Annotated in this window: 12 protein-coding genes; 1 reads left to right on the plus strand and 11 read right to left on the minus strand. The window is 49.6% G+C overall.

Going from position 1 to position 15,349, the window contains the following annotated elements:
- Positions 1-94: 94 nt before the first annotated feature.
- The gene (locus IC230_RS16015) at positions 95-253 is read left to right on the plus strand and encodes a hypothetical protein (RefSeq protein WP_191040047.1); all 159 of its coding nucleotides are present in this window, start codon (positions 95-97) and stop codon (positions 251-253) included.
- Between the two features lie 57 nt (positions 254-310).
- Here the strand turns inward: IC230_RS16015 and IC230_RS16020 are convergent, their stop codons facing one another.
- The 11 genes from IC230_RS16020 to lpxK all read right to left on the minus strand — a co-directional run bounded on the left by IC230_RS16020 (position 311) and on the right by lpxK (position 15,328).
- On the minus strand, positions 311-622 hold the full coding sequence (locus IC230_RS16020) for a hypothetical protein (protein ID WP_394355492.1): 312 nt from the start codon (positions 620-622) through the stop codon (positions 311-313).
- 167 nt (positions 623-789) lie between these two features.
- Positions 790-1,797 carry a glycosyltransferase gene (locus IC230_RS16025; RefSeq protein ID WP_191040156.1) on the minus strand — a complete coding sequence of 336 codons (1,008 nt, stop codon included), beginning with the start codon at positions 1,795-1,797 and terminating at the stop codon, positions 790-792.
- Complete coding sequence (locus tag IC230_RS16030) at positions 1,797-2,441, minus strand: HAD family hydrolase (RefSeq protein ID WP_191040049.1); 645 nt, start codon at positions 2,439-2,441, stop codon at positions 1,797-1,799. The genes IC230_RS16025 and IC230_RS16030 overlap by 1 nt, the downstream gene beginning before the upstream one ends.
- Complete coding sequence (gene hemL / locus IC230_RS16035) at positions 2,438-3,730, minus strand: glutamate-1-semialdehyde 2,1-aminomutase (RefSeq protein ID WP_191040050.1); 1,293 nt, start codon at positions 3,728-3,730, stop codon at positions 2,438-2,440. Before hemL ends, IC230_RS16030 begins: the two co-directional genes overlap by 4 nt.
- Before the next feature lie 53 nt (positions 3,731-3,783).
- On the minus strand, positions 3,784-5,574 hold the full coding sequence (locus IC230_RS16040; protein WP_191040051.1) for a tetratricopeptide repeat protein: 1,791 nt from the start codon (positions 5,572-5,574) through the stop codon (positions 3,784-3,786).
- Positions 5,575-5,708: 134 nt separating this feature from the next.
- Positions 5,709-7,562, minus strand: a complete 1,854-nt coding sequence (yidC, locus tag IC230_RS16045) for a membrane protein insertase YidC (RefSeq protein WP_191040052.1) — start codon at positions 7,560-7,562, stop codon at positions 5,709-5,711.
- A gap of 83 nt (positions 7,563-7,645) precedes the next feature.
- A complete protein-coding gene (locus IC230_RS16050) occupies positions 7,646-9,346 on the minus strand; it encodes a CTP synthase (RefSeq protein ID WP_191040053.1) in 1,701 nt (566 codons plus the stop codon).
- Positions 9,347-9,610: 264 nt separating this feature from the next.
- Positions 9,611-10,249, minus strand: a complete 639-nt coding sequence (locus IC230_RS16055; protein WP_191040054.1) for a gluconate 2-dehydrogenase subunit 3 family protein — start codon at positions 10,247-10,249, stop codon at positions 9,611-9,613.
- Between the two features lie 100 nt (positions 10,250-10,349).
- Positions 10,350-12,095, minus strand: coding sequence for a GMC family oxidoreductase (locus IC230_RS16060; RefSeq protein ID WP_191040055.1), 1,746 nt, complete (start codon positions 12,093-12,095; stop codon positions 10,350-10,352).
- 134 nt (positions 12,096-12,229) lie between these two features.
- Positions 12,230-14,212 carry a putative porin gene (locus tag IC230_RS16065; RefSeq protein WP_191040056.1) on the minus strand — a complete coding sequence of 661 codons (1,983 nt, stop codon included), beginning with the start codon at positions 14,210-14,212 and terminating at the stop codon, positions 12,230-12,232.
- Positions 14,213-14,263: 51 nt separating this feature from the next.
- Positions 14,264-15,328, minus strand: coding sequence for a tetraacyldisaccharide 4'-kinase (lpxK, locus tag IC230_RS16070; protein WP_191040057.1), 1,065 nt, complete (start codon positions 15,326-15,328; stop codon positions 14,264-14,266).
- Positions 15,329-15,349: the final 21 nt, after the last annotated feature.

The raw sequence follows: 15,349 nt of genomic DNA on the forward strand, positions 1-15,349 counted from the left end.
TATGACGAAAAATAGGCTTAATCGTTTACATTGTCGCTAAAAAACGCTACTTTTGCGGACTGAAATCGAATCGATACCGTAAAAAGATATAATCATGGCAGTAACAGAATTAAAACGGAAAGCACGCCGGAACCGGGCTATCGCCAACAACAAGGTTAACGCAATCAAACAATTGCTCCGCAAGCCAACAATCAAGAACGTAGACGTTGAAGCGATCAAAGCTTCGTTCGCGGAGAAAAAAGAAACCAAATAAACGGAGACAGTTGTCCAGTTGAGTGCAGTATCGCTTTTTTGACTGATCAACTTCTTGTCACTTAGCCTCGCCCTTAGTTGGCGAGGCTTTTCGTTTTTGGAGCAGCCGTGCCCATTCGCGCTCTCGCTTTTTAAGCTCCCGACGCACAAACCGTCGATAATCCAACTGGGCCCGATAACGTACCGCCTGACCGAATAGCAACAGCCCGCCATTCAGTAAGATCAAGGCATAGACACCCCACAGAAACCACTGCCGAAAAGGAGCTCCAGCATGTCTGACCACAACAGCTTCACTTAGTACCCAAAGACCTGCGCTTATAAAAAACAGTCCCAAAGGAGCTATGATCAGCCCCTTCGTACGAGTACTCATGCGTTTCACTAATCGTTGACCAGGTGGTTTTGCAAGCTTTGCCATCTTGATTGGCTTATTCTGTGGATTTTGTTACATAACGATTATTTAGCGAATCTCGTAAATACTGATTAACATTTAGTTAATAACAGGCTAAATAAAGCCGATTTGATTGTGGCAATCCCCGTTCAGGACGGATAGTCCATAGTGGCGCCTGTCTCGCGAAAATGTTTGGGCTCGCGCAAACGCTTCCAGCCTTCGCGGAGAAAACCAACTCCATAGCCGATCAGTTGCACATAAGCCGCTATAACACTGAGCAAGCCTACTTTCAGGCTTTTTTCTTCTCGGGTGGCATCGATAAAAATCGATAGTGAAAATAACGTCAGTATACCCAGTGCTATTCCAGCTAGTGTAGGACTAATGAGTGCCAGAACGGGTAATGAGAAAACGGCAAGTGTAAATAATGCAGGAAACGTATGAACGAGCTTTAACTCGCCGGGGTAATACCGGGATATATTGATACGGGAACGACCAAAAAATCGAAGTTGCCGGAAAAATTGGCCAAAGCTTGTCCGACGTTTGTGATAAATGAAGGCCTCGGGAATGAGTCCGGTTTTGAACCCATTCTCAATGATTCGGATGGCAAACTCAATATCCTCTCCCATCCGACTCAATGTATACCCGCCTATTTTTTCCCAGACCTTTCTCGACAGTCCCATATTGAAACTACGAGGGTGATACGTACCACCCAGATTTTTTTTACTACCCCGTATCCCACCCGTTGTGAAGGGTGAGGTCATGGAATAACTAATGGCTTTCTGGACTGGGGTAAAATCGGGATGGGCCTGATCGGGTCCACCGTAGGCATCAAGCCAGTGAGTGGTCAATTGTTCATGAACGGCACTAAAATAATGAGGAGGAATGAGGGCGTCAGAGTCGAAAATAACAAAATAATCGCCCGATGCTCGCTCGAAGCCATAGTTACGAGTAAACCCCTGCCCTGAATTTTCTTTAACGTAGTAATGAATGCTGAGTCGGTTGGCAAACGCAGCCACGACGTCATCCGATTGGTTCGTGGACCCATCCTCAATCACGAGCACGTCAAAGTTGCGATAAGTCTGTTTCGTCAGACTATCCAACAGTTCGCGCAGTTCGTCGGGGCGGTTGAAAACAGGGATGATGACGGAGAAGAAAATCATTCCAGACGATTAACTAACCAATCTCGAAACAGTTCTACTGAATCAAATAAAACATCTGGCGCTAAATCAGCTAGTGCCGTCGGGTTGGCGGTACTGGCCCAGGCAGCGGCCGCAATAGGCACCCCTGCTTTCCGGCAAGCGACAATATCGCTGGGCGCATCGCCTACGTATAATACTGAGTCGGGGGACAGGTTCCAGTCGGCGACAATCCGGTTAATATTACCCGTTTTGCTGTTTGTTGACAAATCGCCATAACCAAACGCACTAAAGTACGACGACAACTGATAAAAAGTTAACGATAGAGCCGCACTTTGCTTTCCTTTTCCCGTTACCAGCGCCAAGTGAACCTTTTTAGCCTTCAGTTCCTCCAGCAAGGCTAAAATGCCTGGAAACAGATCAGGATAGTCAGCCTGGTATTCCTCGTAATACGTCAAATAAGCGGCTACGCCTTCATCATACGCCTGAGGAATAAGCGCTTTGATAGTCCCCTGTTCAGCCGGACCAAACGTAGCAATGATCTCAGCGTCGCTGACAGAACGGCCTATATGAGGCTCAATCGACGCGCGAAAGGCCCGGATGCATAAGGGTAACGTATCGGCCAGCGTCCCATCAAAATCGAAGATTACCCCTTTGATCGTCATGCGGTGGTAATGGCTTCGGTTAATGACTCTTCATTGGCCTGGATGATCTGCTCAACTAATTCGTCGGTCAATGCTGTCGATAGAAATAGACTCTCAAACTGCGAGGGAGCCAGGTAAACGCCCCGATTGAGCATGGCATGGAAATAGCGGCCAAATAAAGGCAAATCGCAGGATTTTGCTTCCGAAAAATTAGTGACAGGTCGCTCGGTCATGAACAGGGTAAACATCGACCCGACATGATTGATGGTGTAGTTCAGGCCCGTTTTCAGTAAAGCAGACCGGAAACCGTCGGTCAATTTATTGCCAACCTCCTCAAGCCGTGAATAAACATCCGGATGTTCGTTCAGATAATGCAGCATCGCCAATCCGGCCGACATGGCAATTGGATTGCCCGAGAGGGTACCGGCCTGATAAACCGGACCGGCGGGCGATACGATGTTCATGATCTCAGCACGACCGCCGTACGCACCGACCGGCATACCCCCACCAATAATTTTCCCCATCGTAGTCAGATCGGGCACAATGTTAAACCGCTCCTGCGCGCCACCTTTCGCCAGTCGGAAGCCCGTCATCACTTCATCAAAAATCAGTAGGACCCCATTTTTATCACACAGGGTTCGAATGCCTTCCAGAAAGCCGGGCTCGGGTAGTACGCATCCCATATTGCCTACTACGGGTTCCAGAATAATGGCGGCTATCTGGTTCTGGTTATTGGCAAGCAGAACCTCAACGGCTGCCAGATCATTATAAGGTGCGGTCAACGTATCGGCGGCAGTCGCTTTGGTAACGCCGGGACTATCGGGGACACCCATCGTCATGGCCCCACTCCCAGCGGCAATTAAGAAGGAATCACCATGGCCATGGTAACATCCTTCAAATTTGATGATCTTGTCACGACCCGTAAACCCGCGCGCCACCCGTATGGCTGCCATCGTGGCCTCAGTACCCGAATTAACCATTCTGACTTTCTCAACGGAGGGCACCATTTGGGTGATCAATTCGGCCATTTCGACTTCCTTTCGCGTGGGCGCACCAAACGAAAAGGAATACTGGATAGCATCGCGAACGGCCTTTTCAACCGGTTCGAACGCGTGGCCCAGAATCATCGGCCCCCACGAGTTGATGAGTTCGATATATTGCCGACCGTCTTCATCGTAGATATAGGGACCTTTAGCCGACTTGATAAATAAAGGGGAGCCCCCTACTGCCCGAAACGCCCGTACTGGCGAATTAACGCCACCGGGAATCAGGGTTTTCGCTTTTTCAAAAAGTTTTTCGCTCTCGTTCATTGTTGACTGAGTGAGTGAGCGAATAGCAGACGCAAATCGTATTCACTCACTCGCTAATTAATTTTTATAAACCGCCCGTCTTCGTATTTTACGATCGGAGCGATTTGATTTTCATTCATTTGTGTATAATCAAATCCGGACAACAGGTAGTCGTCCGTATCGGAATGGAAACTGGCTCTATTACGTAGCTGCGTACCATTTTTCGCTAGCTGGCGCCCAAAAAACAGCATCATGTCATACCCTTCACTGGCAAAAACGGATGGGATCGTATTTCGTTTCGTTACGTACTCTTCCTGAAACTGGACAACTGGCTCCCGCGACGAGTCGATATAGTCGGGGTACAATAAATACAGATCCCGACGGGTAAATGTTGAGAGTGAGTTTTTGTAAAAATCAAAAGCTGACGCGGTAGCAATCAGTGGCGCGTTAACCTTTCGTCGACTCATGGCCTCGAGCATTCGGGCACCATCCTCATCGTTGCTACTGGCAAAGAAAACGTGACTGAGTGCTACCGGAATTTGGGGGGTAGTCGCGCTCAAAGACCGGCCTGGCGTAGTGAGACCGGTTAATTTCATGGCGTCGGCCATTGTTTGTGCTGTACCACTTACCTTCCGAAAGTCAAGAATCTGGTAATTCTGACGTTTAAGTTCATTTAAATAAACGGCTGCCATTAAAGAATCCTTACGGGACGTACCGAAATAAATAGCCGCCCGACGACCGCCATTTAAGTTATGGACCAACTCAGCCACTTTCTGCGACTGCTGACTCAGGGAAGGTTGGGCTAAAAATGACCAGGGCTGATTCGTGACCAGCTCACTATTGGTGGCAATGGGATTCAATAGCAAAATGTTATTTTGGTTCGCGTAGGCAGAGGCAATGCGATTGGGCTCTACGTATAGCGGCCCGATGATCAGATCCGTTTGCGCAAACGCCGGACTATTCACTAGTTCAAGCGTTTTGTTCGCATCGTTGTCCAGATCATAAGCAAACAGGTTGACGGTTATGCCTTCGTCCTGAAGCTTGTTTTTAGCCAGTTTAATCCCGTCATACAAATCATACACGTACTGATTTGATCGGACCCGTTTTTCCGCATCGAACTCACCCAGTCGAAATGGGAACATGACGGCGACATTATAGTAGCCTTTCGGACGGGTAGTTCGCCCAGGCAAAGGAACCGATGCGGATGACTGATTAACCGAAGAGCTGCCCGTCGACGTAATCATTGGCTGGCCATTTGCCGCTCCCGGTACACCAAAGCGATTCGTGAGCCGATCGGATAATTCCAGATCATCTTTATCGCTGGATGATCGTTGAATTAAATCGATCAACGCCAGTCCAACGGTTCGGTCACTCGGGAAAGCCTTATTGAGTTGCTTCAGGCGATTTAAGTCTGTTAGCCGAGTCAGGAAATTTTGTTCGAGTTTCGTTACGTCTGGACGTAACCCAGGATCGCCTATTTTTTGCAAAGCGGTTAGCGCATCTTCGTACTGACCCGTTTCCATACAAATGGCCGCCAGCAAATAATTGGCTTCGTCCATTTTGCGCCAATTCGGAAATCCTTCGATGAGTTGCCTGACGCTCGAGCGAGCCAGGCTAAAATTCCTTTGGCGAAAAGCAGCAAGGGCATAATAATAATTCGCATAGGCTGACAGAGCACTACGCTGCTGAATCAGTACGTTCAACTCCGTTTTAGCCCGTTCGTAATCGCCAACCTGCACCAATTTAACAGCGGTATTATATCGCTTCTGGGCATCAGTCGACAACTGCGCCGTAACTTCGCGATAGCTTAGCAGCGTTACTACACAAACTCCGATCAGGTTCAACCAATAAAACTTATTGTTCATGGTTATCAAGGTTATTCATGCAAAAGCAACGCTTTCACGTTGCTTTTGTGGTAAACAATGGTCAATGAAAACTAAACACCACCAGGTTTGACGTTTGCTGGATCGTATCGTTACATGCCCATTTTCCTTGTATTTTATTTTTTCTGCTTAGCTCGTTTTTGTGCTTCTTCAGCCTGCTTCCGGGCTTCATCGGCGGCAGCAAGCTGTCGTTGTAACAACGCCTGGAACCCACCTGGTTTTTTTCCCTGTCCAGATGCATTCTTTCGGCGATTTTCTTCGAGGACAGCCTTGATTTTGTCTTCGTCAACAAATCGACGGATAAGCTGTTGCTGGGCAATGGTCACAATGTTCGACACAAAGTAATAGAACGTTAACCCAGCCGGATACGAGTTCAGAACGAACATAAACATCAGCGGGAACACGTAGCTCAGGGCCTTCATGTTTACCGGTCCGGGTTGCGTTGGGGTCGTCTGATTGTTGTAATACGCATAGGCAATGGAGGAAGCCGTCATCAATACCGTAAATAAGCTCAGGTGACCGCCAATAAACGGCAGCGCAGGAAACTTCAGGAACGCATCATAGGTTGACAGGTCGTTCGCCCACAGGAATGACTTCTGCCGTAACTCGATCAGGTTCGGAAAGAGCATAAACAGGGCAAACAGAATCGGCATGGTCGCCACTACCGGCACACAACCACTCAGCGGACTTACCCCCACTTCCTGATAAAGCTTCATCTGCTCGGCCTGCTGCTTCGCCATGTCGTCGCCGACACGTTCCTTCATCTCATTCAGCTCGGGTTGTAACACCCGCATTTTGGCCATACTGACGTAGGACTTGTACGTTAACGGGGTTAGAACCAGCTTGACGAACACAACCAGCGCTACGATCAGTAGCCCATAGTTCGAAATAAACTTCTCCAGGAAGTTGAACATGGGCACGAAGAAATACTTGTTGATGGGCTTCAGGATTGAATACCCCAGGTAAACGTTCCGATCAAACTCAGGCGCTACGCTGCCCAACAGTTGAAAATCGTTGGGACCGTAATAAAATTTATACTGTCCTTTACCCGCTTTTACGTCGGCCATCGGGAGCATGACGTCGGCAACAGCCGTTTTGACTACACTGCTGTCAGCCGGATTGACTAAGGTTTTAAACCCAGCCTTGGTTAACGGACCGTTCTGCGCGACAAAACCCGACAGAAAGTATTTGTGCTTTATGGTAAACCACTGTACGGGCTCTTCGAGCGTCGCTTCCTGATTGCTTTCGCCTTCAGTCAGGTTCTCAAAGTTCTCGTCGGCGGTCAGGTAATTGATCGTGGCAGCCCGGCGGTTATTGCTCAGGTCATTTTCGTACTGCCGCATCTTGTCCTCCCAGAAGAACCGAATGTTGTCGTTCGTAACCGTATTCGACAAACCATTCAGTTTCAGACCATAATTCAGTACGTAGCCTTCCGCAGGTATAGTGTACACCTGTTCAACCGACTGGCCGGGCGCGACTTCGGCCCGGAAAACCAGTTGCTGTGATTGTCCGCTTACCGTACTGTTCTGGGCTGTGGTCTGGAAATACAGTTTATGTAAATCAACCTTCCCGCGATTGGTTGGCAGTTCGAGAAGCGTCTTGCTACTCTGGTCATCAATCAGCACCAATGGCTTTTGATCGTAGGTCTTGTAATTTTTCAAGACAACCTGTTTTACCCGACCACCCTGCGTAGTAAACGTTACCTGAATATCTTTATTCTCAACAACAATGTCCCGGGCCTCTCCGGTAGCGACCGTGGCGAAATCACCAAATTGTGCTTTTGCCGCGGCTGAGTCAAGGGGTTGTTCGGCTTTGTCGATAGCAGCTGCCGCCCCCGATGTCGTTGTTGGTTTAGTAGTTTGCGTTTTTTGAGCCGGTTCCTTCTCGGGCGCGGGTTTCGGCACCAGAAGCTGGTAGCCGACCAGCATCGCCAGAATCAGGACAATGCCAATTAATTGATTACGATCCATTTAGTTAGTAGTCGATAGTCGATCGCATCACTGTGGGTGATCGACTATCGACTTTTTTTGCAAAATTACGCCAATCTGCCCGCTTAATCAACCACGTCGGCAGTTTCTACACGGGCGGTCGAAATATCGGATGTGGAATCAGGTGCCAATTGCTTTTTCTGGCTGTAGGCAAGAGCCGCTCGTACGAACTGCACGAACAGCGGATGCGGATTCATCACCGTACTTTTCAGTTCGGGATGGAACTGTACGCCCACAAACCAGGGGTGGGTCGTCAACTCGACGATTTCAACCAGTCCTGTCTCAGGATTGATCCCCGTTGGTCGCAGGCCCGCTTTTTCAAACGCATCGAGGTAATCATTGTTGAACTCGTAGCGGTGCCGGTGGCGTTCACTAATTTGGACTTTACCATAAATCTGGTGTGCCAGCGAATCGCGTTTGAGTTTGCAGGCATACGCGCCCAAGCGCATGGTGCCCCCCTTATCCGTAATATTTTTCTGGGATTCCATCATGCTGATGACCGGGTTGGCGGTATGCGGTTCCATCTCGGTCGAGTGCGCATCGTCGACACCCATTACGTTACGGGCGTATTCGATAACGGCCATTTGCATGCCCAGACATATTCCGAGGAATGGAATCCCCTGTTCACGAACGTAGCGAACGGCGTTGATTTTCCCTTCGATCCCCCGTTCACCAAAACCCGGGGCAACCAGCACGGCGTCTAACTGACTCAAAACCTCGGCGCAGTGGTGCTCATCAACCAGGGTCTCTGACTGAATCCATTCCAGCTGAACTTTACATTCGTTTGTTGCTCCGGCATGAATGAACGACTCGGCAATGGATTTATAGGCATCGTGCAATTCCACATATTTGCCGACCAGACCAATGCGGACGGTATTTCCGGGATTTTTGAGCCGTCCCAGAAATCCTTTCCAGGCGTCCAGATCCGCATCTTTGTCATTATACAGGTCGAGCATATACAGCGTTCGCTGATCGAGTCGCTCTTTTTGCATCAAAAGCGGTACGTCATAAATCGTTTCAGCGTCGATGGCTTCAATGACCGAACTCACCTGCACGTTGCAGAACTGCGCGATTTTCCGTCGAATATCCTGGGGCAACGGATGTTCGGTGCGACAGGCGATTATATCGGGCTGAACCCCATTTTCAAGCAGCATACGTACTGAATGCTGAGTCGGCTTGGTTTTCAGCTCCCCCGCTGACTGTAGATAAGGTATCAGTGTCAGGTGAATAACGAGAGTATCTTTCTCGCCTAATTCAAACTTCAACTGCCGGACGGCCTCCACAAACGGCAATGACTCAATGTCACCCACGCAACCACCGATTTCGGTAATGACAATGTCGTATTCACCCGTATCGCCGAGCAGTCGGATGTTCCGTTTGATTTCGTCGGTTATATGCGGCACGACCTGCACCGTTTTCCCGAGGAAATCGCCCCGACGTTCGCGTGTGATCACGTTGTTGTAAATACGCCCCGTGGTAATGTTGTTCGCCTGCGAAGTAGGGCGGTTCAGGAACCGCTCGTAGTGACCGAGATCAAGGTCTGTTTCGGCCCCGTCGTCGGTAACGTAGCATTCGCCGTGTTCGTATGGATTAAGCGTACCGGGGTCAATATTGATGTACGGATCGAATTTCTGGATCGTTACCGTAAGCCCCCGTGATTGAAGAAGTTTGGCCAGTGATGAGGCAATGATGCCTTTGCCAAGTGATGAAGTTACTCCGCCTGTAACAAAAATATATTTTGCGGATTTTGGTCCCGTAGCCGCCATGATTGAAACCTGTTTAGGTCGTTACGGGATGTAAAAGTACTAAATTTTGGGGAGGAAGGACGAAACAAGACAGGAAAAAGTTACGGATTTTACTGTCTTATTAACGATACGACTGATCTGGCGAGGGTTACGTTACCTAAATAGTTCTTAGTTCCCCAGGTTATTTGGAGCGCTCTATTCGATCGTTATCATTTATTGATTTGTATAAAAAAAGAGGGCAGATGCTCATCAAGCCCTGCCCTTTTACTTTTCAATTTATTTTTTCTATTTCCCCTGGGTCAGCTCGCGCTCTTCGTACGCTAATCCGTACTGTTTCAGTACGTCATCGGGTACGCCATCCCACTGGTTCGGTACGTTGCCGACGTAACCAAGGTCTTTGATTCCCATCTGGCTGGTGAAAAAGCCTGTTGCGGTCAGGTTACGCATGAAACTAAAAAACGAAGCCCCCTGCGTCATATCAGGTTTGGCCTTGCCCGGATAAGCGATCTGCTCAACCATATCAATTTGTTGCGCTTTCGTGCAGAGTACGAAGGCTTTCCCGTAGCGCTTCACGCAGGTGTTATCGAGCCAACGAATCCCACCCCGCATAGGCGTCTGGTTTCTCGGCTGGTCTTTCATCATAAACTCGATAAAGGCCGGTACACCCGCCTGCGATGCACTACCCGACTTTGCATCGGCTGGAATGATAATATCGGATAGCACCGTAACGGTCTGTAACTCATGGGGCGTAAAGAATTTCTCGGCCATGAGTTTCGCGTCGCGTTCGGCTTCAAACTTCTGCCGTCCGCCCGGAATTTTCAATGGTTTAACGTCGGGTGGTGGCGGTACGGCAGCTTCAGCAGGGTTAACAGCCAAACCAAAACCAGTGAGCGAGAGGGCTTTTAAGGAATCTCTGCGTTTCATAGGAAAAAGGGATAAGGGAGGAAGGAGGAATGGGAAGAGAGGTCGCTGACTATTTTTTATCCGTTTTGCTCCCTATCCCTTTCCTCCTTTCTCCTGTTTGTTAAATATTTTTTTGTTTGACCTGATCAATTAAGTATTCACTTGTCCGCATCGAACTGGCCAAAATGGTCCAGGTTACGTTCTTATCGCCCTGCGATGGAAAAGCCCCGGCATCAATGACGAACAGGTTCTTTACGTCGTGTGCCTGCTGGAATTTATTCAATGCCGACGTTTTGGGGTCATTGCCCATCCGAGCCGTACCCACTTCGTGAATGATCTTACCCGGCGCTTCGAGGCCGTAGCTATTGGCGGCATTCGGTTTATCGCCCAGGGCTATTCCCCCCATCGAATGAATAATTTCCTCGAAGGTATCCTGCATGTGCTTGGCCTGCTTAACCTCATAATCCGACCATTTGTAGTTGAACCGCAAGACCGGAATCCCGTATTTATCCACTACGTTCGGATCAATTTCGCAGTAATTGCTTTCGAGCGGAACAGGTTCACCACGACCCGCCATGCCTACATAGGCCCCGTAGAAGCGTCGGAAGTCGTCTTTTAACCCGGCTCCGTATCCTCCGCCCGGCTTCTTACTACCATCACGGGCAGCAATCATACCGTTCATGGCTTCGATCCCCCAGCCAAACCCGTAAGCAGGCATGCCCATACCACCCCAGTATTCGATGTGGTAACCGCGCGGAAAATCTAATTTTTTGTTATCCAGCCACCAGGGCGTAAAGACGTGCATACCGCCAACGCCGTCTTCATTATAGCGTTTGCGATCCATCAGAGCAGGCACAAATGCCGACCGGGATGCGCCCGTTGAATCGTTGATGTACTTGCCTACTACGTTACTACTGTTGGCCAGACCCGTTGGAAAACGACTCGATTTGGAGTTGAGCAACAGCCGCGCAGTTTCGCCTGCACTGGCTCCCAGCATAACAGCCTTGGCCCTGACAGTTACTTCCTGTAATGTTTGCGTATCGACGTAGCTAACCCCCGTGGCCAGACCCGTAGCCGGATCGGTTAACACTTCCCGAACCATGGCGCCGTTGATGAGCGTTACGTTCCCCGTTTTGAGGGCAGGTTTGACCAGAACTGATGAAGATGAAAAGTCGGCATAAGCCTGACACCCCCGACCGCACTGGCTACAATAAAAACACTGACCACGCTCGTCGTTGATGGGCTTGGTGAGCATCGACAGCCGCGACGGAATCACCGGAATCCCAATACTGCGCGCCCCTTTCCGAATCATCAGCTCGTGCAGACGAGGCTTAGGCGGGGGCAGAAAGATCCCGTCTGGTTCAGATGGCATATTTTCGATGGAACCGAACACCCCAATCAACCGATCGACGCGATCGTAGAACGGCTTGAGGTCATCATAACCGATGGGCCAGTCTTCGCCCACGCCCGTCATGCTTTTCCGTCGAAAATCATCCGGTGCGAAACGTAGCGAAATACGTCCCCAGTGGTTGGTACGTCCGCCGAGCATTCGTGACCGAAACCAATAGAATTCCGTGCCTTTCGCCGTCGTATAGGGTTCGCCTTCGATGTCCCAACCACCCCAGGCTGCGTCGAAATCGCCGAAAGCACGGGTTGTACCAGCCCCCCGCCGGGGTGATTCCCAGGGCCATTTCAGTTGAGTAATGTATTTTGGATCGGCGGGGTCATAATAACCACCCGCTTCCAGTAATACGACTTTTGCTCCAGCCTTCGCCAGCGTATAAGCCGCCATGCCGCCCCCGGCACCTGAGCCAACAATCGCAACATCGTATGTGGTTGGAGCCTTTTTTAGCTGAAATGGGTCCATGCAGAACGTGAGAGTTTACTGTTTTTGTTGAGAAAAAATGTGTTACCTGTGAATGCCTGATTCGTAATAAACCAACACGCAGAAGCTTGAATTTACTGCATATATAAGCAGAAAACCGCTTTGGTATACTTTGACTAGTCAAACAAATACCAATCTACCCCAAACGCAAATCCCCGGCGCACCAACAGGAAGTCAGGCGCCACGTAGTAGCCCGGCGCAAACACGCCCTGGTTCGCATGGGTGAGTTTCACAAACAGTCGGGTTCGATTAATGCGTAAATTAGCGTAGACATCAGCCAGTACGTAGCCTTCCACCCGTTGGTTGTTTTGGAGGTAAAACTGTTGCGTAACAGGCATATACGCATCAGCGTAATAAGGTGATTTATAGTGCAGATCGATTCCAGTCTGTATATAGAGTACTTTGGCATACAGAAACTCATATTGCAGTCTCGCATTAGCAAAAAATGGTGGCGTTCGCAGCACATCCGATCGCGACTGAACCGTGTAATACGCCTGTCCAGCCAGCGAAAACTTTCCAAAAGGTATGTGATAGCCCAGACCGGTCCGAAGCACACTAAACGACCCAGGGTCCTGCCGGGCAACGGCTTCTGTATCGAAATACGTATAGTTGCTGAGCAGATAATAATCCAAGCCTGGTTCTAGACGCAGGTTTTTATAGCGTAGGTTCAATTTTCCGAAGGCGTGGTTATACCCCCGTAAGCTGAAGTTATTCCGCCATTGAAAAATCATGCTCTGGTATCGCTCCTGCAACAGCGTCGGATTGATGAACATCGACGAGTAGCCCGCCGTCAGAAACTTACTGTCGAATTGCCCCTGCAACCGGTAGCCGCCCCCAACCTGGTATTCCAGCTCAGCCGTTATCTGCGACAAGCTATCGGGAAAATAATAGCCTAACCAGCCGCCGACAAAGCTCTCCGTGCGCGGAATGTCATACTCATTATAGGTCGTTCGCGAGGTGTTGTAACGGGTGTTCTGGTTGTAATTCCGGATGCGGAGGTATGCCCGGTAATTGAACGAAGCGCCTTTATATTGCGCAACGCCCTTCAGACCAAACTGATTCTCGAAGAGCCGAAAACGGGTATGTTGCTCAATACGCGACGTATCGCCTAGAATCGACGGGTAGAATCGAAGTGCGCTGCCGTCGGCCAACGTAACGGACTGGTTCAACCGCAACGTATCATCCTGGTAAAAATTCTTCTGGATTCGATAGTCGAATCGATGATAGAGCTGAAATCCTTTATCCAGTATGTACTGCTGGTAAGCATGCAACCCATTCCGTATCTCCCAGCCATGTGGCCCCTGAAGCGAGGAACTTGGACTCCGTAAGCGCGAATCGCCAATAATGGCGGCACTGGCTTCAATGGTGCCTGGTACGAGCCCGCCCTGCTCATCGAGGCTGTGGTTCATGTTGTTAAAATGAGCCAGCAAGGTGTACTTATCGTTTTTCGAGCGATAATTGGTATGCAACAGGAAGCTCCAGTTTTGCGCCAGGAGCTTGTATGGGTCATTATTTCCGCTGGTACCGAAGTGTTTTTGTGACGTAAACCGCTGCACGTCAAAACCCACATTCCAGCGAGAAGAAATGTTCTGCGCCATGTCGAAGCGGAGGATATTCTGGTTATTCCCCCCCAACGCTACGTACATATCCGTGAACGGCGACTTCGTGTCGAAATACTTGACGCTCATGGTCGGGTAAGCGTATGGCTCAAAAACGGTGTAGCCCGACTGTGCACCCAACTGATTGGGAACCGGCACAAATACGGAGCGCATCGGCGTACCTAGCGTCCCTAAATCCTGGTATTGATTTTGGCTTCGCTGCACATAGGTGAACCGATGTACATCGTCCATCGTCGTGTCCAGCGTATACAGTTTCCGGCGATTATTAAAGATATCCTCCTCAAACATGTAGCGGGTTGACTTCGGGCCGTAAATAACCTTCGTTGTGTCATCGATACCACTAGTTCCGGTCGTTGATGTTGGCATGGCCTGCCGTCCGCCAAAACCGCCCGGCGTTTGGGTAGTACCCGGAAATTGTTGGGCCCAACCCGACAAGGTCAGATTGAAAAATATAAAGAAGACAAAAAGATGCCGATTCATTAGCTCAAAAGTACACGAAAACAGCGGACAGGCGAAACGGCACATGCACAGTTAACGATTTTTAAGGGTATCCGAAGCGAGAAACTGAGTAAATAGCTGCTCATAACCAGGAAGAAACTGTACAGCTATGGGTAAATAAAACAAAGGCAAATTTGCGCGTTCATTCGGCGTAAGCAACCCGTCGAGTTTTACCCAATCTTTTTCCGTTGTCAGCACAGCCGTATTCAGGGGCAATGTAGCTAGAACATCGTCGAGATCAGCACGGGTATAGGCATAATGATCCGCAAACTGATGATGGTGATGTAAGCGAAACGTTTGGCGAACGTACTGTTCGAGCGGCCCGGCATTCGCCAGACCCGATACCAACACGACGTCTGTCAAATTTGCAACTGGTTGATACGTAGCAAACGAAACCGGCTGATCATAGTGAAGACCAGCAAAAAAAACAGGGGTTTCTGGACGGGCATACGGGCGAATCTGCTGAATAATCCGCTTTTGTTCAGTGGTCCACAGATTCATTGGACATTTGGTCACAACAATGCCGTCGGCTCGCCGGGCGCCGTTCCGCCGTTCGCGCAGGCGCCCCGCCGGGAAGGGATAATCGTCATAAAATGGACGATTGTAATCCATCAGGAGAATGTTCAGATGCGGCCGGATGGGCCGATGTTGAAAGGCGTCATCGAGCAGAATCCGGGCTGTTTCGGGATGTTCTCCCAGCAACGTCTGAATAGCCTCCACCCGACGCTCCCCTACACACACGCGCACCAGCGGGCTAAACTTTCGGTACAGTTGCAGCGGCTCGTCACCGGTCGTTTCGGCCGTATCAGCATCGGTTGCGATCCGGAAGCCGCTTGTTTTTCGCCCATAGCCACGACTTAGCGTTGCTGTATCTCCTGCCCTTACCGAAGCACCAACGATGTACCGTTTAATCAAAAATTCGATCATTGGCGTTTTCCCCGTCCCCCCTACGGTCAGATTCCCAACGCAAATGGAGTAGACACCAGGTTGAGTTGACTTCAATAACTTACTATCAAAGAGCCAGTTACGAAATGAAGTAATTAGCCCATAAAGTCCAGAGAATGGTAGGAGTAAACATTTTACAACAAAACGCTTCATTAATAATTTCGTAATATTGCC

This window comes from Spirosoma validum, from assembly GCF_014699035.1.
Classification (GTDB): Bacteria; Bacteroidota; Bacteroidia; order Cytophagales; family Spirosomataceae; genus Spirosoma; species Spirosoma validum.

Coding starts and splice junctions, on each gene's coding strand:
- IC230_RS16015 (WP_191040047.1), top strand. CDS start 95: ATGGCAGTAACAGAATTAAAACGGAAAGCACGCCGGAACCGGGCTATC.
- IC230_RS16050 (WP_191040053.1), bottom strand. CDS start 9,346: ATGGCGGCTACGGGACCAAAATCCGCAAAATATATTTTTGTTACAGGC.
- IC230_RS16020 (WP_394355492.1), bottom strand. CDS start 622: ATGAGTACTCGTACGAAGGGGCTGATCATAGCTCCTTTGGGACTGTTT.
- IC230_RS16060 (WP_191040055.1), bottom strand. CDS start 12,095: ATGGACCCATTTCAGCTAAAAAAGGCTCCAACCACATACGATGTTGCG.
- IC230_RS16030 (WP_191040049.1), bottom strand. CDS start 2,441: ATGACGATCAAAGGGGTAATCTTCGATTTTGATGGGACGCTGGCCGAT.
- IC230_RS16040 (WP_191040051.1), bottom strand. CDS start 5,574: ATGAACAATAAGTTTTATTGGTTGAACCTGATCGGAGTTTGTGTAGTA.
- IC230_RS16055 (WP_191040054.1), bottom strand. CDS start 10,249: ATGAAACGCAGAGATTCCTTAAAAGCCCTCTCGCTCACTGGTTTTGGT.
- yidC (WP_191040052.1), bottom strand. CDS start 7,562: ATGGATCGTAATCAATTAATTGGCATTGTCCTGATTCTGGCGATGCTG.
- IC230_RS16065 (WP_191040056.1), bottom strand. CDS start 14,212: ATGAATCGGCATCTTTTTGTCTTCTTTATATTTTTCAATCTGACCTTG.
- lpxK (WP_191040057.1), bottom strand. CDS start 15,328: ATGAAGCGTTTTGTTGTAAAATGTTTACTCCTACCATTCTCTGGACTT.
- hemL (WP_191040050.1), bottom strand. CDS start 3,730: ATGAACGAGAGCGAAAAACTTTTTGAAAAAGCGAAAACCCTGATTCCC.